General features: G+C 60.3%; 16 protein-coding genes. 4 read left to right on the top strand and 12 right to left on the bottom strand.

The genetic code is table 11. The features are described from left to right. Positions 1 to 99: 99 nt before the first annotated feature. The 7 genes from HMPREF2674_RS02065 to glf all read right to left on the bottom strand — a co-directional run bounded on the left by HMPREF2674_RS02065 (position 100) and on the right by glf (position 8,462). Positions 100 to 1,032 carry a type II secretion system F family protein gene (locus HMPREF2674_RS02065; RefSeq protein ID WP_070634785.1) on the bottom strand — a complete coding sequence of 311 codons (933 nt, stop codon included), beginning with the start codon at positions 1,030 to 1,032 and terminating at the stop codon, positions 100 to 102. Continuing rightward, positions 1,029 to 1,883, bottom strand: a complete 855-nt coding sequence (locus HMPREF2674_RS02060; RefSeq protein WP_070824680.1) for a type II secretion system F family protein — start codon at positions 1,881 to 1,883, stop codon at positions 1,029 to 1,031. The genes HMPREF2674_RS02065 and HMPREF2674_RS02060 overlap by 4 nt, the downstream gene beginning before the upstream one ends. Continuing rightward, positions 1,883 to 3,145: a TadA family conjugal transfer-associated ATPase gene (locus HMPREF2674_RS02055; RefSeq protein ID WP_070824679.1), complete on the bottom strand. Its 1,263-nt coding sequence runs from the start codon at positions 3,143 to 3,145 to the stop codon at positions 1,883 to 1,885. Before HMPREF2674_RS02055 ends, HMPREF2674_RS02060 begins: the two co-directional genes overlap by 1 nt. Before the next feature lie 464 nt (positions 3,146 to 3,609). Continuing rightward, positions 3,610 to 4,383: an ABC transporter ATP-binding protein gene (locus tag HMPREF2674_RS02050; RefSeq protein WP_005505398.1), complete on the bottom strand. Its 774-nt coding sequence runs from the start codon at positions 4,381 to 4,383 to the stop codon at positions 3,610 to 3,612. Between the two features lie 4 nt (positions 4,384 to 4,387). Next, entirely contained in the window at positions 4,388 to 5,269 is an 882-nt protein-coding gene (locus HMPREF2674_RS02045; RefSeq protein ID WP_049333323.1) for an ABC transporter permease, read from the bottom strand. Continuing rightward, complete coding sequence (locus HMPREF2674_RS02040; protein ID WP_070824678.1) at positions 5,266 to 7,272, bottom strand: glycosyltransferase; 2,007 nt, start codon at positions 7,270 to 7,272, stop codon at positions 5,266 to 5,268. The genes HMPREF2674_RS02045 and HMPREF2674_RS02040 overlap by 4 nt, the downstream gene beginning before the upstream one ends. 2 nt (positions 7,273 to 7,274) lie before the next feature. Then, positions 7,275 to 8,462 carry a UDP-galactopyranose mutase gene (glf, locus tag HMPREF2674_RS02035; RefSeq protein WP_049333325.1) on the bottom strand — a complete coding sequence of 396 codons (1,188 nt, stop codon included), beginning with the start codon at positions 8,460 to 8,462 and terminating at the stop codon, positions 7,275 to 7,277. 625 nt (positions 8,463 to 9,087) lie between these two features. Here glf and HMPREF2674_RS02030 point away from each other — a divergent pair. After that, positions 9,088 to 13,413: an FtsK/SpoIIIE domain-containing protein gene (locus tag HMPREF2674_RS02030; protein WP_246826148.1), complete on the top strand. Its 4,326-nt coding sequence runs from the start codon at positions 9,088 to 9,090 to the stop codon at positions 13,411 to 13,413. An 18-nt stretch (positions 13,414 to 13,431) separates the two neighbouring features. On the opposite strand, the gene HMPREF2674_RS02025 is transcribed toward HMPREF2674_RS02030, so the two are convergent. Further along, complete coding sequence (locus tag HMPREF2674_RS02025; protein WP_049343991.1) at positions 13,432 to 13,875, bottom strand: hypothetical protein; 444 nt, start codon at positions 13,873 to 13,875, stop codon at positions 13,432 to 13,434. Between the two features lie 495 nt (positions 13,876 to 14,370). Between HMPREF2674_RS02025 and HMPREF2674_RS02020 the strand changes: the two genes are divergently transcribed. Then, positions 14,371 to 14,619, top strand: a complete 249-nt coding sequence (locus tag HMPREF2674_RS02020; RefSeq protein ID WP_004005030.1) for a WhiB family transcriptional regulator — start codon at positions 14,371 to 14,373, stop codon at positions 14,617 to 14,619. Positions 14,620 to 14,765: 146 nt separating this feature from the next. On the opposite strand, the gene HMPREF2674_RS02015 is transcribed toward HMPREF2674_RS02020, so the two are convergent. The 3 genes from HMPREF2674_RS02015 to HMPREF2674_RS02005 form a co-directional block, all read right to left on the bottom strand. Then, positions 14,766 to 16,340: a sensor histidine kinase gene (locus HMPREF2674_RS02015; protein ID WP_049343988.1), complete on the bottom strand. Its 1,575-nt coding sequence runs from the start codon at positions 16,338 to 16,340 to the stop codon at positions 14,766 to 14,768. 378 nt (positions 16,341 to 16,718) lie between these two features. Continuing rightward, positions 16,719 to 18,365, bottom strand: a complete 1,647-nt coding sequence (locus HMPREF2674_RS02010; RefSeq protein WP_070824676.1) for a CpaE/TadZ family protein — start codon at positions 18,363 to 18,365, stop codon at positions 16,719 to 16,721. Then, complete coding sequence (locus tag HMPREF2674_RS02005) at positions 18,362 to 19,063, bottom strand: SAF domain-containing protein (RefSeq protein ID WP_070824675.1); 702 nt, start codon at positions 19,061 to 19,063, stop codon at positions 18,362 to 18,364. Before HMPREF2674_RS02005 ends, HMPREF2674_RS02010 begins: the two co-directional genes overlap by 4 nt. 360 nt (positions 19,064 to 19,423) lie before the next feature. Between HMPREF2674_RS02005 and HMPREF2674_RS02000 the strand changes: the two genes are divergently transcribed. Further along, entirely contained in the window at positions 19,424 to 19,657 is a 234-nt protein-coding gene (locus HMPREF2674_RS02000; RefSeq protein WP_049333339.1) for a helix-turn-helix domain-containing protein, read from the top strand. Between the two features lie 136 nt (positions 19,658 to 19,793). Here HMPREF2674_RS02000 and HMPREF2674_RS01995 read toward each other — a convergent pair whose 3' ends face one another. Further along, positions 19,794 to 20,393 carry a histidine kinase gene (locus tag HMPREF2674_RS01995; RefSeq protein ID WP_070824674.1) on the bottom strand — a complete coding sequence of 200 codons (600 nt, stop codon included), beginning with the start codon at positions 20,391 to 20,393 and terminating at the stop codon, positions 19,794 to 19,796. 208 nt (positions 20,394 to 20,601) lie between these two features. Here HMPREF2674_RS01995 and HMPREF2674_RS01990 point away from each other — a divergent pair, with 208 nt between their 5' ends. Continuing rightward, positions 20,602 to 21,468: a LysM peptidoglycan-binding domain-containing protein gene (locus HMPREF2674_RS01990; protein WP_070824673.1), complete on the top strand. Its 867-nt coding sequence runs from the start codon at positions 20,602 to 20,604 to the stop codon at positions 21,466 to 21,468. Positions 21,469 to 21,473 lie beyond the last annotated feature (5 nt).

Genomic DNA, 21,473 nt, shown 5'->3' with positions numbered 1-21,473 from the left:
CTTCTCTCAAAGGGTGTAGTGTGTGGTTGGTGCGGCACGCCGGGCAATCAGCCCAGCCCACCGCGGCGCAGCCGGTACGGTGTGTACCCGCCGCAAAATCTAAAAGTTCAAACGCATGAGCGACAGGCCCGGGAAGACCGCGAAAATCACGGTCAGCGGCAGGATGAAAAACACCACCGGGGCGAGCATCGCAATCTCTTTCTTACCGGCTGTTTCCATCAGCTCACGCTTTGCGTTATCGCGCACATCCTGAGCCTGCGCACGCAACACATCGGCTAGAGGGGTGCCACGCTCAATCGCCACGGCAATACCCTCAACGAAGCGGCTCAGCGCCGGAACGCGAGTACGCTCCGCAAACTCCTGCAGCGCGCTCAGCAGAGAAACGCCGGTACGGGTCTGCGCCAAAATCTCCGAAAACTCGCGAGCCAACTCGCCGCGCGAAGTCAGACAGATACGCTCCAGTGCCGCCAGCGCCGACTCGCCCGCCGTCACCGACAGCGCCATCATCTCCGCCAGCGCCGGGAACTCAGCAACCAGCTGCTTCTCACGTTTAGTCACCGCCTCGCCCAGCCACCAGTCACGCGCCAGAAAGCCGCTTAAACCGCTCACGAGCACCAGCACAAGAGCCACCAGGATGGAGAAACGCTCCTGCACCACACCGATAACGGTCAGGGCGCTCATAACGGTTACACCGGCAAGAGCCCACAGCAGCTGCTCAGCACGAAACGCGCTCACACTCTGCGAAGAACCCGCACGGCGCAGACGCTCCTGCACCGAACTATCGCTCAACGACGAGCCGTTCAACGACGAGGACAGCGAACGAAGCAACGGCGCGCAGAACGCCGAAATCGCCTCCAACAGGCTCGGCTCACGGCGCTCCTGCTCCTTCAACAACGACTCACGTAGAGTCTCACCGCGCAGCTGCGACGCCACACGATCAGAGAACGAAATACTGCGAGTATTCAGCACCGAGGAAAGAATCAGACCCACGCCGGTCGCCAACAGCAAACCAAAAATCAGAGGCAGGTTCATCCGAACACCCTCCGTTCACGCGGCAACTCACCAATACGCAACATCAGACGGTACGCCGCCAAAGAAATAGCGGCACCGGCAATCATCAGCATCGCACCGGCAAACGAGTTATACACCATACGCGCGGCAGGCTGAGTCGCCATCAGACACAGCACAAACCACGGCGCCACGCAGGAGAGCCGGGCCGCATTCACTGTCCAGGATTGGCGAGCCAGAAGCTCCGAGCGGGTGCGGGCATTATCGCGCAGAAAATCACTCAGCGTGCCCAGCAGCTTACCTAGGTCCGAACCGCCCACCTCGCGGGCAATCTTCAACGCCTCGATAATGGTGTCCGCCACCGGGTCAGAGAGGTATTCCTTCAGACGGTTCAGCGAGGGCACGAACTCGCCCGAGGCGCGATAGTCACGCGAAAAATGGGCGAAGGCCCCGCGAAGCTCCTCCGGGCCGCGGTAGGAGAGCTGAATCAGTGCCTCCGGCAGGGAAAGGCCCGCACGAATCGCCGAACGCAGGTGGTCGACGGCATCCGGCCACAGCTGCCAGATGCGTGCATCCGCGGCACGGGCGCGATGATTCACCACCACGCGAGGGGCCACCAGCCCGGCGATAAACCCGAGCACGCCCAGGGCCACCAACTGGCTAACCAGCAGAAGCAGCAGGGACAGGGCGACGGCGCTCGCAAGGCTCACCCAGGTGAAGGTTCGAGGGGTCAGCGTGTGCATCCCGGCTTTGCGCAACGCCACGACCAGTGCGGGGTCGGCGGCCTCGCGGACCGGTTTCTGCCCCTCCGGAAAACAGGAGAGGTACACCAGGCACACGCCGATGCCCAGAATTAGGCTGAGGAAAAGCGGCATCACTGCCCCGCTTTCGCGAGGGCCAGCACCTGTTCGGGACGATGTCCCGCACGTACCCAGCGTTCGGCGTTCGGCAGTTCCAGGGCCACGCAAACCATGCGCCCATCATGGCGCACAAATAGCGGCGACATCTCAATCACCCCGTCCTCGACACGACCGCCGAGCATGCTAATCTCCTCGACCCGGCGCTGCCCGCGGGTATCGCGGCCGCAGTGAACCACGATGTCAAAGCACGAGGCCACGGTGGGCACCACGAATGAGGAGGAGATATTCTCGCCCGCCAGTAGCGGCAGGGTGCAAATCTTTGTCACGGCGTCGCGTGCCGAGTTCGCGTGAATCGTGCACATGCCGGGCAGACCCGCGTTGAGCGCAATCAGCATGTCCAGAGATTCTGCCTCGCGTACCTCGCCAATGAGGATGCGGTCCGGGCGCATACGCAGGGCCTCCTTGACCAGGCGGCGCAACTCGATGGCGCCGGTACCCTCAAGGTTCGGCTGGCGGCATTGCATGCCCACCACGTCTCGCAGCGGCACGGAGAGCTCAAAAATCTCTTCGCAGGTGACCACGCGTTCCCGCGGCGGAATCGATGCAGATAGGCAATTGAGCATCGTGGTCTTGCCCGACTGGGTTGCACCCGAGACGAGGATATTCATGCCGCTCTCCACCGCCGCGTGCAGCAGGGACGCCGCGCCGGCGCTTAGCGAGTTCATGCGGACCAGATCGGGCAGGCGGCGGGCCCGCACCACGAACTTACGAATGTTGATGCTCGTGTGCCTGCGGGTGATATCCGGGATTACCGCGTGCAATCGGGAGCCATCCGGCAGGGAAGCATCCACGAAGGGAGAGGAAAGGTCCAGGCGACGGCCCGAGGGCTTGAGCATACGCTCCAGCAGGCTGTTGATGGCCCGGGGGCTCAGATGCAGGCCGGTGAGCTCGCTTTCGCCGTTGCGCGCGATGAAGATTTCATCGGGCGAGTTAATCCAGATCTCCTCAACGCTCTCATCATCGAGGAAGGGCTGAATGACCCCGAAACCGCAGATTTCATCGTGGAGCCGCTGGATGACGACGCTCCGCTCCCCCACATCGGGCAGGGAGACGCGGGTGCGCTTCTGCTCATATTCGTCCAAACATTCACCGATGAGCGCGCGTACGGCATCCCGGTCCTCTCGAGGGTCCAGGTTGCGACGGCGCATGGCCTTGCGAATGTTCTCCTCAAGTAGAGCCAGGTGTTCCATTTTGGTATTCGGAACGGTGTTCTCCATTGAAATAATCCGATGCTGCGGTGTGTGGTGGCGTTACATGCAACTTTACGACTGTAACCTATTACTTCCATCATCCTAGCCACAGGGCATCAAATTTATCAAACCTATATATTTCGCTACTTAATATTTACAGGTGTAGTTTTTCGATATTTTCTATCGTGATATGTGCTATTTCTGCGCGGGGAATACCCGAATCAGTACAAACGCCCTAGTCAATCGCCGCAAGTATTCTTCTCCGCCCTTGGGAGGTAGCTTGCAGCATCTAGCGCCAAGCCCATCTTCCTACCACGAATACGTGCGTAACATTTGGTGTTTTATCCACACCGCGGATTTGGCCAGGACCATCCGCGCTGTCCCTCACGAGCCGATAACCCCGCAACGAAAGAGCGCAGTGACAGGGCACGGCAAAGGGGCGTGCACTCCCCTCACGGGAATACACGCCCCTTCACCATGACGCTTAGCGTTTAGTCACCGCCGCGAATTACCTTCACGGCCTCCTTAATCGGACCGTCGAATCGAAGGTTACCGTGCTCCAGCACCACGCCGCGGTCACAAATCTTAGACACCAAATCCAGGTCATGGCTCACCACGGCAAGAGTCTTACCGGCAGAGCACAGCTCCTGAATCTTCGCAATACACTTCTTCTGGAACGGCTCATCGCCCACCGCAAGAATCTCATCCACCAGGAAGATATCCGGGTTCGTATGAACCGCAACCGAGAAGGCCAGACGCAGGTACATACCCGAAGAGTAGAACTTCACCTCGGTATCGATAAAGTCGTGAATCTCAGCGAAATCAACAATCGAATCGAAGGAAGCCTCAATCTCATCTTTGGTCATACCCAAAATCGCGCCGTTGAGGTACACGTTATCGCGGCCGGTCAGATCAGGGTGGAAACCAGCGCCCACCTCAATCAGACCCGCAATATTGCCGCGAGTAAGAACCTCACCTTCATCAGCGCGCATCACGCCAGAAATCATCTTCAGCAGCGTGGACTTACCCGAGCCGTTCAGACCCAGAAGAGCCACACGCTCGCCCTGACGAATATCCAGGCTCACGCCGTTGAGTGCATTGAACTTCTCCGAAAGATCACCCTTGCGGCCCTTAATCAGCCACACAAAAGCTTCCTTCATCGAACGGGTGTGGCGCAGAACGAAGCGCTTCACCAAATTCTCCACGTGAATCACCACGGGAGCGTCCGGGCTCACCGGCGGGAACTCAAGCTTCTTAATATCCACAGAATCAGAGCTCCTGGGCGAAGTTGCCCTCAAACTTACGGAAGAGCAAATCACCAATCAAAACGGTCAGCAGAGAAATACCAATGGCAATCGGAGTCCAGAAGCTGAAGAGATGCGGAACCACCTGCGAAGCAGGAAGCGCCAAATCCTCAGGACGGAGCGTCGGATGCCAGAAGCCATAGTGGAACAGCTCCACCGCAACGGTCAACGGGTTAATCATGAACACGTTGAACACCCACGGGTAGAGAGTGTCACGCACCATGGTCCAGGAGTACAGCACCGGCGAGAACCAGGTAGCCACCATCAGCAGCATGTCCACAATGTTCTCCGAATCTCGGAAGAACACGTTAGCCACACCGAAAATCAGACCCAGACCATAGGACAGCAGCATCACGATGAGCATGCCCGCCAGAATCGACCCGAAAGCCAACGCGGACGGATGCCAACCCACCGCAAAACACGCCAGGAGCATGACCACAATCTGCGGCACAAAATGCACCAGAGCCACCCACACCGTCGACAGCGAGAACAACTCACGCGGCAGGTAAATCTTGCGAATCAGAGCGCTGTTAACCACCATGGCGCGAGCACCATTGCCGAACCCCTCCGAGAAGAAGTTAATGGCAATCATGCCCGAGAATAGGTACACCGCATAGTTGTGCATACCGCGTTCCAGGCCAAGGAAAAGACCCATGGCAATGTAGAACACCAGGAACTGCACGCCCGGCTTAATGTACGACCACAAAATACCCAGCACCGAGCCGCGGTAGCGGACCTGGATTTCCTTATCGACCAGCAGTCGAAGCAGGTAGCGATTCTTCATCGCATCCAGAATGCCGCGGCCGCGACCGGGCGCCTTCAGGGGAACAGACTTCAAATCGCTCATCGGGTCAGCTCAGAATCCGTATGCTCAGCAAAGGTCTTAGCCCACGCATCGTAGGAGGCAACCTCTGCGGCCTTCGAACGGTACAGCTCGCGCAGCTTCTCCCAGCCGGTCACCAGCTGAGCGTGCAGCTTCGCGGCGTGAATCAGCTTCGACTTCAGCTGCTCGGGGTCACGACGGTACCAGAAGAGACCGGTACCCTCAGCGTTCGTGGCCAGAGCCGAATCGAACTTCGACAGGGTCCACCAGTTGGTTTCACCGTAGTTCAGCTGAATCTGCGGATGCGCCTTCGCTTCTTCGCTCACGGGCTTGAAGAGCTGGCGACCCACGGTCTTCGCGGTCCACGAAGCAAGCTTCTTGTAGCCGGGGGATGCGAAGGAGCGGCGACCGCGGAACGGCGGCTTCTTCGACTGGATAGCCGGGAAGTCATCCACGTTCGGCTTCACCTGAGACTCCGGGTACTCCTTAGCCATCGCGCGAATCACCGGCAGACGCTTCGAGAGCGAGGGGTGCAGGTGATCGGGGCCCGACAGCAGATCCTCGAGAGCCAGCAGACGGCCGGCCTCGGTGTAGTACTGCATCGACAGGGTGTGCTTGACGTCAAGGAACAGCGAATCCAGCAACACGCGGCCACCCTTGTCGAAGGGAGAGTGCAACAGGGCCGTGATGAGACGGTTACGCTCGTGGTAGTAAGCCTGCCAGCCGACGGAATCGTCCTTATCGGTCCAGGACACGTGCCACACGCCGGCACCGGGGAAGGACACGGTCGCGAAGCCCGCGGCCTTAGCGCGCAGGCCGTACTCGGCGTCGTCCCACTTCAGGAACAGCGGCAGGGACAGGCCGATCTCCTTGATGACGGCGGTCGGGATGAGGCACATCCACCAGCCGTTGTAGTCCACATCCACGCGGCGGTGCAGCCACGGGGTGTTACGCAGGTTGTGGTGGCCCAGGTTGTGGCCCATCGCCATGTCTTCGTGCGGCTTAGCGTAGAAGTTACGCCACGGATCAACAACCTCACCGAACGCGTGCAGAACCGAACGGTCGAACATGTCGAACATGTGCGCACCCACGATGGTGGGTTCCTTGCAGTAGTTCGCGAAGGTCACCATACGCAGGATCGACTCGGGCTCAACGATAACGTCGTCATCCAGCAGCAGCACGTAGTCGGAGCCGTTGTTCACGGCCTCGAACATGCCGCGTGAGAAGCCACCGGAACCGCCCAGGTTGCCCTGGTTGATGATGCGGAACTTGCCCGCCAGAGGCTTGACGACCTCTTCGAAGTCCTCGTGGTCCTGAACCTTCTGGGTGCCCTGGTCGACAATCAGGAACTCGTGCACGGCATCGAAAATCTCGGGGCTCTCGCCCAGCGCACGAATGTTGTTGATGCAGTACTCCACCTTGTTCATGGTGGTAATCTGCACGGTTGCCTGGCCGGCCTTCACGTCGGCGCGGGGCTCGATATCGCCCAGCCAATTTGCCTCAACCAGCTCGAGGTCGGTGGTGCCTGACAGGTCGAACCAGTACCAGCCACCGTCACCGAAGGGTGCCAGGGGCATCGTGAAGGTGGTGGTCTCCTCGCCGGAGAGCAGCTTGGCGTCCACACGCTGGATCACGCCACGGCCGTTGGACTTGTACACAATGACCATGCCCTCGCCACGGGTCTGAACGCTCAGGGTGACCTTCTTCAGGTCGGTCCAGCGGCGCCAGTACGAAGCGGGGAAAGCATTGAAATAGGTACCGAACGACAGGCTCTGGCCCGCGCTCACGGTGATGGAGCGGCGGCTGTTCAGGCTGTTCGCGGCGTCGCGGTTCGCGCTAGCGTTCGATACAGACTGACCGGAGGTGTTCATCGCCTCCGCGATAGAGGTCGAGGCGTCGCCGTCGATACGGGTGGGCAGCTGAACGCCGGTTGCAACGCCCGCATCCACGTAGAGGGGCACGACGTCGGTCTCAACCGCGCTCGGGAAAATGACCCGCTGCAGAGTCTTCAAAGTCTGAGTAGCCATAACTATGCGTCCACACCACCGGATTCGATCTTGGCACCGTCGGTGAAGTGCGGGCGAATCTTGTTGTCAAACATCGACAGTGCCGAGGCGATGGCCATGTGCATGTCCAGGTACTTGTAGGTACCCAGGCGGCCACCGAACAGCACGTTATCCTCACCCTTAGCCAGGTCGCGGTAAGCCAGCAGCTTCTCGCGATCCACGGCGGTGTTCACCGGGTAGTAGGGCTCGTCACCCTTGTTAGCGAAGCGGGAGAACTCACGCATAATGACGGTTGCGTCCTTGGTGTAGTCACGCTCCGGGTGGAAGTGACGGAACTCGTGGATACGGGTGAAGGGGACGTCAGCATCGGGGTAGTTCATCACGGAGCAGCCCTGGAAGTCCTCGATCGGCAGGACTTCTTCTTCCAGGTCGATGGTGCGCCAGGACAGATCGCCCTCGGCGTAGTCGAAGTAGCGGTCCACCGGGCCGGTGTAAACCACGGGAATCTGGCCGAGTACGTTCTCGCGGGAGTACTCGTGGCCGGGCTCGAAGAAATCGGTGTTCAGGTGAACCTCGATGTTCGGGTGTGCAGCCATGCGCTCCAGCCAGGCGGCGTAGCCGTCGACCGGCAGACCCTCGTACTTGTCATTGAAGTAGCGGTTGTCATAGGTGTAACGCACCGGCAGACGGGAAATGATGGATGCGGGCAGCTCCTCCGGCGGGGTCTGCCACTGCTTTGCGGTGTAGTGCTTAATGAAGGCCTCGTACAGGGGGCGACCAATCAGGGAGATGCCCTTGTCGTTGAGGTTCTGCGGGTCGGTACCGGCCAGCTCGCCAGCCTGCTCAGCAATCAGCGCCTTTGCCTCTGCCGGCGAGTAGGCGGCGTTGAAGAACTGGTTGATGGTACCGAGGTTAATCGGCATGGGGTACACGATGCCGTTGTGGCGGGTGTACACGCGGTGCACATAGTTCGTGAAGTCGGTGAAGCGGTTCACGTACTCCCACACGCGCTCGTTGGAGGTGTGGAACAGGTGAGCGCCGTAGCGGTGCACCTCAATGCCGGTCTGCTTCTCCTTCTCGCTGTATGCGTTACCGCCAATGTGGGAGCGACGGTCCAGCAGAGCGACTTTCAGGCCCAGCTCGGTGGCGGCCTGTTCTGCGATGGTCAGGCCGAAAAGGCCCGATCCGACAACTACGAGGTCAGCAGTCAATGTTTTCTCCTGTATTATCACGGCGCTCCGGCCCCTATCGGGGCTGGTTTTGCCTTCCAGACCGGGCATTTCCCCGCTGGTTCGGGGAGGGCACGATCCGCGTGGGCGGGGCACACCTTGCCCCTCCCACGATGGATATAGTCATACTCTAAGATACCCGCTTATCAACTGGTCCGCATACTTATGACATGATTTTCGGTACTTTTGGGAACTAGTTTTTGCGCTATTGGTCGTTGGGTTCCGGATGGACATGAACGGGATTAGCACGCATCTGAAGATTTTTATTTGCCGTTCAGGATAAGAGCTTCGGGAGCTACGCGAAACAGGGCGAGAAATTATTTACGCGTAAATATTCACTTGAGGGGCGGGCAAGTCCACTACCCAGAAGAGACCATTCAAGGAATGGGGTGCGCACCCGCCGACCATATGCGCACAAGCCGACCGTATGCGCACAAGCCGCGCACCGGGGTCGATCGCGAAAATCACCCCGGGTAGCCTTTCGAGCAAATATGCAGTATCCACAGAATTTAAGATATTTAGATAACAAAAACGCATTATTCGAATATTTATGTCATCTTAAATGGCATATATTGAGCATTAGTTCACTATGGGTTTACCTATAGGCATGACTCTCTATTTTCTTGACCGCGCCAAAACCTCCGCAGAACGCCCCTACCCTCGCGTCGTGCGGGTCGAAGGTGAACCGGGTAGGGCCGAAAGCATGACGCTGGCCCGGGCAGAAAAACGCCTGGAGCACGATTTGGCCGCCGCTCTACAAGAACAAATCGCAAGCGGTAAGAAGCATCTGAGCCTGCCTACACGGGGCGAACGCTCCAGAGAAGAGGAAAATACCACCGGTGCGGGCAACAGCGGGCGGGCCATCAGCCTTCTCTGCGTTCTGCGCGGCCCGGACGCCGGCAAGTCCTTCCCGATTCTCCGCGGGGACACCACGCTGGGCAGGTCCCCGCGCGGACGACGAGGAAAAGCCGGGCACGTGCATCTGCGAGACCCCTTCCTACGAGGGGTTCACGGAACCTTCCGCGCCGATAGCTCGGGTGTGCTGTGGCGCCCGGTGAATACTCCCGCGCGTAAAATCCGGAGAACTCGGGACGATGGGGCACGGCCGGTTGTCTGGGACGTGCCCTTCCTTCTGGGATCGTCCCTTTGCGTTCTTCGAGACCCCGGCGTTTCAGGCCCGATTCCTTCCAACCGTGCGGCGTCTTCCGTTTCCAAGGGCGGTGCCGACAAGCTTCAGGGTTCCCTAGCGGACTCCCCCGACGGCAATCCGTTTGAACCCGTCACGGTCAACCCGGCCCAGCCTCGAAAGCTCAAGCAGATTCTACTCAGCGTTTGCCTGCCGATTCTCGTGGGCCTGGCCATTGCGCTACTGACCGGGCTGTGGTTTCTGCTTCTCATGTCGGCGGCCTCTTCCCTGCTCATGCTCCTGCACTTCTTTGGAAGCCGAGCCGAAAACCGTGCGGGCCGCGCAATGACCCGCACGGCGGCCGAACGAGAGGAGCAACGGGCCTTGAATCTACCCACCGCCGCGGATCTGGCGTTCGCCGCAACCTCCCCCGCCCTTCTCGCGTTCCCCGCTCACCCCGGCATCGTGCTCGGATGCGGCCCTCGGCTGCCCTACCTGCGTGGACGTAATCTTACGCTCGCCTCACTACCCAGGCTCCAGAGGGCACCCCACTACGTTCCCTTACCCGCCGGTGCGCTCGGGCACCTTCTTTCGCTCGACGAGGGGCACCTGCGCGCCTATCTCGTCCAGCTGGTCGCCGGTTATCCGGGAAGTATCTCAATCCTGCTCGGCCCTCCTGCGAGCGCCGAACAGGAGCGAATCAACGCGCTCCTGCAAACTCTCGCCGTGGTGCCCCGGGTTAGCGTGTACTCTCAGCGCTCCGAGACCGCCCCCGAGGAAAGGCAGGCTCTTCACGATGCCCTGCACGACGAACTTTCCGCGCAGACCCCTCCCCTGTTGATTATGTCGGAGGACGCGTGCGATATTTACGCTCCGCTCGTGCGCACGCTCCAGGCTGAGGCGGCGGCCGCCGAAGCCGCAACACGGAATGGCTCGCGGGCTCCCAAAGAGCCGAGGGGCGCATCGGTGGCTCTGTGCATCATCGCCGATCCGAAGGATGGTACGCGATCGACATCCGGTCGTACCGTCTGCGAGTCTCTCTTCGCCGCGGGGTGGCTCGAGTGCGTCAGCGAGGGCAGCCACCGTCAATCTATCCGCTATGCGGCACGGCACTACTCGAAGCCTCCGGGGCAGCCCAGCGAAGGAGTAGTACAGGTGCACCCCCTCCTCCTCGATGACCTATGCCTGCATGCCGATGGGCTGAGCGTTGAGGCATTTATCCGAGCTCTAGACCACCTCTATCTAGTTGAGGATGGGCCGAGGACAGGCAAGATCAGCGATGCGCAGGTGCACCAATTCGCGCATCGGTTCTCCTCCCTATCGGAGGCGAAAAACGAAAGAGGCGAAGGCGGGATTGACCTGTCCGCCGAGGGGCTTAAGGAACGATGGTCGAAGGGGCTTTACGCCGAAGACGTCCGCTGCTACCTGGGGGTTTCGCAAGCGGGTTCGCTTTCGCTCGGCCTTTCGGAACACGGGCCCCACTGGCTGCTTGGCGGCACCACCGGTGCCGGCAAATCCCAGCTGCTACGTTCCCTGGTGCTGAGCGCCGCCCTGGCCTACCCGCCCGAGCGTCTCGGGTTGATTCTGGTGGATTTTAAGGGTTCCGCGGGCCTGGGCCCCCTCGCCGAGCTGCCCCATGCTCTAAGCATCTTGAGTAATTTCGATGTTTCCGCGGTTGAGCGCGCCCTAGAGTTCTTGAGGGCAGACGTCCGTCGAAGGGAAACCGATCTACAGGCTGCCGGGGTCAATTCTTACCGCGACTATTTGGCGGGTTGCCGGGCGCAAGGTGTACTCCCCCGTTACCCCGAGCTGCTCATCGTCGTTGATGAGTTCCGCATGCTGATTGATTCCATGCCCGATGCGATGACGGAGCTCATGCGCATCGCAACGATTGGCCGTTCCCTGGGGCTGCACCTGATTCTTGCTACGCAGCGTCCCCAGGGCACGATTTCACAGGATATCCGCGCCAATATCGCCACGAGTATCTGCCTGCGCGTGGCCAGCGCACAAGATTCCTACAACCTGTTGGAGCACGAAGCGGCCGCCTATATCTCGGCTGCTCAGCCCGGGGCCGGGTACGTTCGTCTGCCGGATGGACGTTCCCTCTCGTTCCGCGCTCCTCTCACGGACCGAGTTCCCTCCGAGGTGCAGGCGATTCCCCCGAAAGTCTTCTCGCTCGAGCCCGAAGGTTGGAGGTGCATCAACGTTACGGAGGAATCGCCGAGGGAAGGCTACGGAGAGGATGAGTGCCTCACCCGGTCTATTAGAGAAACCTTCCGCGCCGTAGCGGGGTCTCACGGCGCCTCATATCTGTACGGTGCTCCCGGCACCGAGCCCCGCAAGGGTGAGCAGGAAGAGTACTGCCCCATCCCCGAGGAGCTTCCCGAATCTCTATCCCTGTCACTTCCGGCCGAGGAGACGGAGCGAGGGAACGGGTATCTGCTGGGAGAACTGGAGATTGCCCGCTACGGTGTTCGTGGCCGGTACAGGTGGAACGGCGGACAAACGCTGGGGCTTCTGGCGCAGAGTGCGGAACGCATACCGTTTCTTCTGGGCCTGCTCGCCCAGGCGATATCCGCCAAAGTCCCGGTGGTTCTGCTGACCTCCGATGGCTCCCTCCAGCGGGACTTGGAGCCCTATGCTCCGTTCCTTGAGGTGCTCGTGGGGCCGCAAGAGCACCAGCACCTGCGTTTCTGCCTTGAGGAGCTGAGAGAACAGCGCCTGCACGCCGAAAGTGAGGGACACCGCCCACTCATCATCGTGGACGGCTTGGACGGATGGTTGGATGCGCTCATCCGCCATCCTGATACGGAGCATCTACTCTACGATATACTCTCGCAAGGCTACCGGCGCGGCTACTCGGTGCTGTTCACCTCTGCACTGAGCCCGAGGGGACGCTTCGGCACGGTCGCGCACTCCACTCTGCTGAGCCGCCGCTTCCTTGATACCGACCTGATGCGTTCGACCAGCCGCGACTACCCGGTCCCGTCCCAGGGCCACTACTGTGTCGAGGGGAGCATCAACGAGGGGTTTATCGGGGATCAGCCGCTTACCGCCTCGGTGTTGGCACCGTGCGCGCTATCCCTCCGAGACTTTGAGATGTATACCTGCTCATCTGCGAGCGCATCCGCTCAGACAGGCACCCTGTTACGCCAGTTCCCGGAGTATTTCCGCATGCCTGCGGAGGAGTATATTCGCGTAGCTCAAAAGACCTGCAACCCCCGGGGTGAGCAGCTTCTCGTGGGTTTCAACCGCCGCCGTCTTCCCGGGTGGCTGAGCGCCGGGCGGGGAAGCATCATTCCCGTCCCGGGTGCCCGGTCGACGGGTAAGAGCACGCTACTCGAGAGCGTCCGCCAGCTCAACCCGCATCTGGAGGCGCTCTGGATCAAGGGAGGCAATAGTTCCAGGCCGTTCACGGAGGAAATGGTACGTTCCCTGCTGAGCGATGTGAAGCATCCCGCCCAGACTCTGCTACTCGTCGATGATTTGCAGTACCTTTCGGCCGGAGTGCAGAACGTTCTGCTGGAGCGCCGCGGGGCCTTCCGCGCGGTCTTCGTGACCTACACACCCTGGCCGAGGCGGGCCTCCTCCCCGCTGCTTTCGACGCTTATGGGATGCTCGCGCGCGATTCTGCTCGCGCCCGCAACCCTGGCGGAGGCCGATATCTGCACCGTTACGGCGCTTCCGGCGGATCGTTTCACGCGAGGCGAGCAACCGGCTGGGCGCGCGATAGCGGTGGACGGCAGCTCCGTTGAAGCGATACAGGTTCCGCTACCGAGGGTCCTCGACGCTCACCCCATTGCGTAGAGACAATTTGGTGATAGCCTAGCGGCGGCGGCCGATACGCTTGGCTTCCTCACCGCGTTCCTCGGTGACGGCTTCGATGTAGCGGCGGCTACTGGGCATCAGGACGAAGATGAAGGCTACCGCCGCGCCGATAACGCCCGCCACGGTCTGAGGGTTGAATCCATTGATGCTTACGCCGTAGGCGCTCACGCTCTGCACTAGCGTGCTTGCAGTGACCCACAGGGCGCAGAGAGTAATCAGGATCATGGGCAGGCGCGAGCCGTAACGTCCGCGGTAGAAACGCAGGGCGTAAAAGGTCATGCCCGCGGCGATGAGCACTTGAAGTACGCCGCCGACCACGCCCTGGGCGGGCTCTCCATTAGAAAGGAGGAAGGGGTAGAGGATACCGCGAATCAGAATGTATGCCGCGAAGGTTTCGGTTATAACGAATGCGTAGAGGACGTTGAACGGGCGTGACGTCACGGTGGGCTCCTCACAGGTGGTGTCGTTGGCAGGCCGAGGGGTATTCAGCCTGATGCGCTTGTAGTTTAGCGGCTGGGCACTTCCCTCGCACACTTGTTTGCGCGCGGGGTGCCTGCATTTGTGCAGGGGCTCGCCGCCTCGTCATCGGTGCGGTTCGTCGGGTGAAGTACCGCTTTATATTATGCCCGAGGCGCCGCTCCCCTGCGGGGCGGCTCCCCGGTTGTGAGATGACTCAGCGAGGGGTTGTGTCACCATGCGATTCTCCAACCGGACAATTAGACAAAGGTTCACCTTAGTGATAGATGCCTCATCGTAATACTAAAGTTTTTAGCGTAAAGCACTTGTCACATTAGCCCCGACGTGCGAAAGTTGATAAGTCAAATTTCACCCTAACTTGGGGCGCACACCCCAACGGTGGGCCTATTTGGCACGCGCACAGGAATAATAAACAGCATCTCGCTTCGGCGGGACTGCACATAGAGAAGGAGGTCCACCGTGGATTGGCGTAGTCGTGCAGCTTGTTTGGACAAGGACCCGGAGCTGTTCTTCCCCGTTGGAAACACCGGACCCGCCCTGTTGCAGATTGAAGAGGCTAAGACCGTCTGCCGCTCTTGCGAGGTTATTGACGTCTGCCTGAAGTGGGCCATCGAGACCGGCCAGGACTCCGGCGTGTGGGGTGGCACCAGTGAAGACGAGCGTCGCGCCATGAAGCGTCGCGCAGCTCGTGCCCGCCGTGCATCCTAACTTCCGGAGTATTCAATAGGGCATTAAAAAGCGTGGTGCAGTGACTTATCGGTCACTGCACCACGCTTTTGCTATACCCGATGCAACGATAAACCCGGCCGCGGAACCCCAAAATCAAGGTCCCGCGGCCGGGTTTTCTCTTCGCTTTAGATGAGGAGCGCCGTAATAACCACGCGAGTACCGGTCGGCTCATTAGCTTCCCAACGGATTGAGCCGTTGAGCTCGCTCGCCACCAGGGTGCGCACAATCTGCATACCCAGGCCTTCCTTGCCACTGACCGGGCGGTAGGCGTTCGGACCGGACTCCTCGATCTTCTTATCGCCCATGCCCTTACCGTCATCGGTAATAATGACGGTCAGGGTGTCCTCACCCTCGTCATTGGTGCCGCGAATACCCTCGAGCGTCACGGTTCCGGTTTCTCCGTCGAGTCCGTGCTCCACGGCGTTGGCGACGACCTCGTTAATCACCAGCGCCAAGGGGGTCGCGAACTGGCTAGGCAGGGCACCAAAGGATCCCAGCAGCTTGGTCGTCACGTGCTGGCCGGGGGAGGCCAGCTCGGCGGCCAGGTGGAACTGACGCTCGATAAGCTCGTCAAAGTCGACGTTCTGAGCCAGACCCTGCGAGAGAGCCTCGTGCACGGTGGCAATCGTGGCGACACGACGCATCGCCTGTTCCAAGCCCTGACGCGCCTCATCGGAGGTCATGCGACGGGACTGCAAGCGCAGCAGAGCGGACACCGTCTGCAGGTTGTTCTTCACGCGGTGGTGAATCTCGCGGATGGTTGCGTCCTTGGTCATGAGCTCCATCTCGCGGCGGCGCAGCTCGGTGACGTCGCGGCAGAGAATCAGGGCGCCCAGGCGCTCGATGTGCGCACCCTTCTGCTTGAGCAGGGGGATGGCGCGCATCGTCACACGGGCTCGGGCGATGGTCAGCTCGGTACGCAGGTCGCTACGGCCGGCCAGGACCAGCTGCAGGGTCTCGTCCGCTTCTTCGCCGGAGGAGAGCATCGCACGGGTCACGTCTGCCAGGTTACGCTTCTCAAGGTAACCGGTCATGCCCATGCGGGTGTACATCGAGTTGGCATTGGGGGAAGCAACGACCACGCGACCGGTCGGGTCGAGCACGATAATGCCGTCAATCGCGCGAGGATTACCCTGCGTGCGGCTGCCCTGGGCCAGCGGGTCGGGCCACAGGCCGCTGTGCAACATGGTCAGCATGGTGTCGGTGACGAACTCGTAGACCTCTTCGCTCAGGCTGGGATAGGTGTGAAGAGTGGCAACGCGATGGCTGGTGAGCAGGGCAATAGTGCGGTTATTGCGCACAATCGGCACGAAGGTGATGTTTACCTCCGGGCGGTATCCCAGGCCTTCTCCCCTGGCCGGGTCGGTGTAGGTGCTGATCTCCTGGGTCGTCCAGGCACGGTAGGCCTCGTCGCGGATGCCGTCTTCCATGTCGTGGTCAATGATGTCGTGGTGGAAGAGGGTGCGGACGTTGGAGGGGCGCACATGTGCAAATGCTGCGAAGGTACTGGTTTCGCGGGGACCGGAAACGGCATCCGGGGAGGTGCCGTCGGCAACCACGTAGTCGGTGGGGAGCCAGAGGACAAGGTCGCTCTGGGCAATATCAGAGATAATCTGCCATTCCCCCATGATGAGGTGAACGCGTTCAATATCGCCAGGGCCGAAGTCGCAGGCGCTCAGAATTCCTTCTGCAAAAGACATGTTTGTGTGCTTCCCGTAAGTTCAGGTATCTTCAACCATTTTATGCGGTTGCCCGCCCGAGTCTATTTCGGGCGGTAATATTTCGGTCAGTGTAACGAGCTTGTCTGAGAAATTGCCTGAAATCAGCGCTGCGGCGCTCCACGCTTAAAGAAACGGATAGAAGAGCGAGATGTTAGCCGCTCCTAAGTCTCAGAATTTCCCCGAATATTACATTGCTCAGGGCGAATCGTTCTCACGCTACGTACCCCACCAAAATATACCCGATGCATCGCGTCCAGTGCGCCCGAACGGGGCCGACCGGTCGCGAGGCACCGAGTATATCTATTGGGGCCAAAACCTACCAATGCTAGAAGCAATAAGACCGTATTAGAAGGGGCCTCAGCCTACGGGCCGTACCGCGTACATTCCCTCCAGCATCGCATCGAATGCCTGCACCATCGCGTGTCGAGGCGCGACCTCCAGGAGGGCCTCCCCGTTACGGCGCAGGCGATCCATGATCTTCCGCTCGTATGGAATCACCCCGTCCAGGGGAACGGAGAGGTAGCGGGACCAGTTATCGCGCATCTTTGCCTCTGGGTTGAAGCCCGCCGCCTCACGCCGGGAACGGTTGAGCCAGTACTGCACGCTCGTGCCGGGAGCCATGAGGTCCGACCGCTCCTGCACCTCGCGGGCCAGGTTGATGAGGCGAGGCAGACCCACCACGTCAGCCTCCCCCACGACAATCACGCGATCGGACTCCGCCAGGGCGGTGAGGGTCGCGGCGTTACGGCGGGGCGCGGGTCCGTCAAAGGTGAGTTCCTCGTCCACCTCGATGGGCGCGGCCACATCGCAGATGACGATATCGTAGTGGGGCTTGAGCCAGCCCAGCACCTCGCTAAAGGCACGGGCACGCACCTCCGGCCAGCGAGAGGATGAAGTAATCCCGCTCAGAAAATCGAAGAATCCCTGCTTGAGCGGAACCCGCTCCATGATTGCTCCGGCCTTCTTCTCGTCGAGCTGCGCGCGGTCAGCGTCCGAGCAGATAATGGCCAAGCCCGATCCTGCGTCTTCCAACGCCATGAGCGCGTCGAGGCTGGGTGCGTAGGTATCCGCATCGATCAGGCATACACTCTGCCCCTTCTGCGCGGCCAGCGCCGCAAGGTTGAACGCGATGGTGCTTCGGCCGGGTGCGCCGTGGGTGCCCCAAACGGTCAGAATCTTGCCGATGCGGTGCCCGGGCTGGTAACGGGCCGGGGCTTCGGGGGTCGGGGTGATGTCCGGATGCAGGGGCTGGCTGTCGCCGTTTTCTTCCTCGAATCGGCGGGCGTATTCGCTACCGGGTGCGAACCCATCGACGATGGCGGCAGCCCGGGTCAGCACGGATTCTTCGTCGCCCGGGATTGCCGGCGCCTCGGGGTTCTGCGCCACGGGGTCGAACGAGGAAGGCACGGCCCCCTCGGGGGTATTGCGGCCGTAGGAGTCCGCGGGAAATTCGGGAGACTGAGCCCCGTATGCGGGGTCGTAACCGTACGCCCCGGCTGAGAGGCCCGGCAAGGAGTAGTCGGCGTGTCCGGTCCCGATATCGTAGCCGTAGCCCACCGCGTTCTGGCCCGCCGCGTCGTAACCGTACCCGGAGGGGTCCATCGTCAGGGTGTTTCCGGGCAGCGTGCCGGATGCCGTGTGCTGCACACCGTACGCACCGCGAGGCCGAGCCAAGGCCGCGTCCACGGCCCGTTCGATGGAGCCAAGGATTTCTTCCAGTGCAGCCTCGGTGCGGATGCGGTGGGCCTCGGCCGGTAGCGGCAGGTTCTCGGGTGCGATGACGGCGAGCAGAACCTCGGATTGGGCGAGAGAGTCAACGGTGGAAGCGCTCAACTCTGAGGGAACGCGAGCGCAGAGTAGTGCCCTGGCGATGCCGGTGTGGGCCATGCCGAGAGCCTCGCTGAAGTCCTGAACGGTACGGGCAACCGAGATGCGCCCGTGCTGAGTTTCGATACCGTTCAGGAGCGTGCCGTCATCGCCGTAGAGGATGACCGGGATATTCATTCGCCCTCCCCGTAGGTTCCGGGAATGAGGCTGAGTTTCGAGTCGCTATTGCTCTCCTGTACGAGCGCCGCGACGGCTTCTTCCTTCACCCATAATTGCACGGTGGCCTTACCGTTCGCGCCCAGCACGCCCTCGTCTACCGTGATGGAGGCGATCTCGGCGTTGGTCACGATGGCGCGGGCGCCAGACGGGTTGTTCTCGGCTGATTCCTGTCGTTTGGTGTCCTGGTTACGGGGCCCGGAGGTCCACACATCTACGCGTTCCCCCGTCTTTAGCGTGGCCGCTGCGGTTCGATCGATGGTGATGGTGGCGAGCCGACGCCCGGAGGGGGTTTCGGTGCCGATAGCTTCCCTACTGATGAGGTTTCCGGCGGGGATGCGCTGCGTTGCAATTTTTCCCTGCATTAGGGCGGTATCGGCTCGGGTGAAGTACTTATCGCTGGCAGTGTCAATATTGGCTTCCACCCGGGCGAGCTTATCGTCGGTAATTTTCTCACCCATGCGGATTTCTGTCTTGGCGGTGTAGTACTCGGTTTTGTGGTTGTTCGCCTGCACGTAGAGCTGGACGCCCGTCATAGAGACGAGGACCAGGAGAATCCCCAGAATGAATCTCCAGTCTTTAATGGTGGGCCTTTTGAGGCGTTTGGCGTGCGGTTCGGTGAGGGTAGAACGCTTCGTCGCGTTCTGTCGTGTACGCATGTGGGTTGTGCCTTTCGGTACGGAAGTTCGGCGGGCTGCCGAGCCGTTGTATTCAACTAACCGATGAGCGAGTGGGCTGTTAGATGTTCCTATAAGCGCTATAGGGACTAACCCTAACAGGATATTTCATTTAGTGTATTCAATCAACAAGAACGCATTTTATGAAATGCTCGCAAACCTACCCTCATTTTCAGACACGATTCGATAATATTTCGGGCAGTATAAGGCTTTTGCGAGCAATTTTTACCCCAGTGTCATATACTGAAGGTACTCAATAGATGTTCGATGAGAACTCTCAATGTAGTGTCGCGATTCCGTGACACTGGGGCCCAAGATTCCACATATGGAAAGGATAGATTCATGTCTGCACCTCGTTTCCTCACCCTGAGCGATGTCGCTGAGGAACTGCAGGTTTCGCTTTCGCAGGTGCGTGCTCTGGTGCGTAGCGGCGAGTTGCCCGCAATCCAGATTGGCGGCCGCAATCAGTGGCGCATCGAACGTTCTCGTTTCGAGGAGTACATTACCGAGCGTCACGAGCAGACCCTGGAGGCTATTGCTTCCGGCAAGCTGACTGCCAAGGCGAAGGCCGAGTAATACAACATAGTTTTACCCAAGACGCTCTGCCAGGTGTCTGCAAGGGCCCGTCCCCTTTCATGAGGGAACGGGCCCTTGTTCTATTCTCCGGACGACTATTTTTATCTTTCAGAATCACTCAGGGTCGCCGCAAAAGCTACCGTGAAATACGTGCAATAACGGCGCTTATACGCGCCAGCGGAATAATTCTGACACCCGCGCCGGGCGCCCGCACCTCACGGGGCCCGCGCGAATAGAATCCCCGCTCGTAGATGCGAGGATACTGTCCCCCGTTGAGAAGACGGAGCTCCAAAAAATCTGCCCCTACTCGCTCGATCACTCCGTCGTAGCTGACGGTTCCACCCTCGAGGGAGAGGCGGACCGGTTCGCGTGCCACGCCCAACGCTCGCAGGGCGAGCTGCAGCTTCATGCGATACCTTCCTGGGCGAATTTCTGCACGGCCGGGCGCTCGGCCGCCCTCCCACCAGAGCATGCCCCGTAGGGGAATGAGGATGCTCTCACCGTGGGATTCAAGGTTAATCCATTCCTCCCCCACCATATCGAGGTTCCCCTCGTAGACCTGCATATCTGTCGCGCAGACCCGGACGGGGCCACCTTTTTGGGCCAGGAGGCGATCGTCGAGGGTGATGGTGGAGTATTGCACGCGCGCAACCTGGCGGGCGTCTTGTTCGAGCTCCCAGGCTCGCTCGGAGGCCAGTCGGGCTTCTATATCTCGGAGGAATTTTTCCATGCTCATGATTTGACCCTACCGGATACTCGGGACTCTCGGGTCAAAACAGACTCTAATGACACGATGTGACAAAAAACTACCCCCAATATCCCTCAATAAAGCAAAAAAACTAAAAATTTCATGTGTTTTAATGCATTTTGCTACATCTAGATAGGAGCATGGGGTATAAATAGAGTACAAACAGGGTTACCAAACGTACTCTTTGGAGGTCATCGTGGACCAAACATCACAATACGCGCACGGTGTACGCAGCGACGAGCCCCGTTCCGAAGCGCTCCGTCCCGAGGCGTGGGCCAGCCGCCAAGACATCTTTCTGTTCACGGCTCCCCCGGTACTCTCGGCGCTTGTGCTGGCTGCCCTCTGTGTCCACCTGCCGCGCATCCCTTCAGCCCACCCGCTCACCGATGCGGTGCTCCTCTGCGCGGGGATATCAGCTGTACTCATCACCCTCTGGTGGATTGTCAGCTTCGTCTGCACCCTTCACGAGGCCCGAACCGCCCACAGGGTCACTAACCCCCTGGAACCTCGTTTGCCGAGAACGCCGCGCATTTTCCGCCCGCTCTTCATGCGTCGCATCGTTCTGACGCTAGGCGGCACGGCCATCGGGCTTGGGGCGGTCTTCGCCCCGGCACACGCCGCCGAGGCGAGTCACACCCCCGCGCCGACCGCGCCGACCACCTCGTTGATGGCCCCGGATGCGTGCTCAGCCGGGTACAGTACCGACGGTTCATCGGTCGCGTACCAGACGGAACCGACCGATGCGGGAAACACCACCAATGCAGAGATTCCCCTCGCCCCAAACACTACCGAATCCACCGGGTCACTCCAGGATCGCAGCCCATTCTTCGCGCCCTCGCACGAAGCCCGCGGCACCTCTGCCTACACGGTACGCGCCGGAGATACTCTCTGGTCCATTGCCGCCGAACAGCTGGGCGAAGGCACCGATGCCTCCGTTATTTACGATTACACCCTCGATATCTACAGCGCCAACCGCGAGGCGCTGGGGCGGAACGCCGATCTGCTGTACGAGGGGCAGGTACTCCAGATTCCCGAGCAGCCGCTACAAACTTTCCGTCGCTAACCGGT

It is taken from the genome of Rothia sp. HMSC062F03, assembly GCF_001836905.1.
GTDB lineage: Bacteria > Actinomycetota > Actinomycetes > Actinomycetales > Micrococcaceae > Rothia > Rothia mucilaginosa_A.
This window is presented reverse-complemented; position numbering and strand designations above follow the sequence as displayed.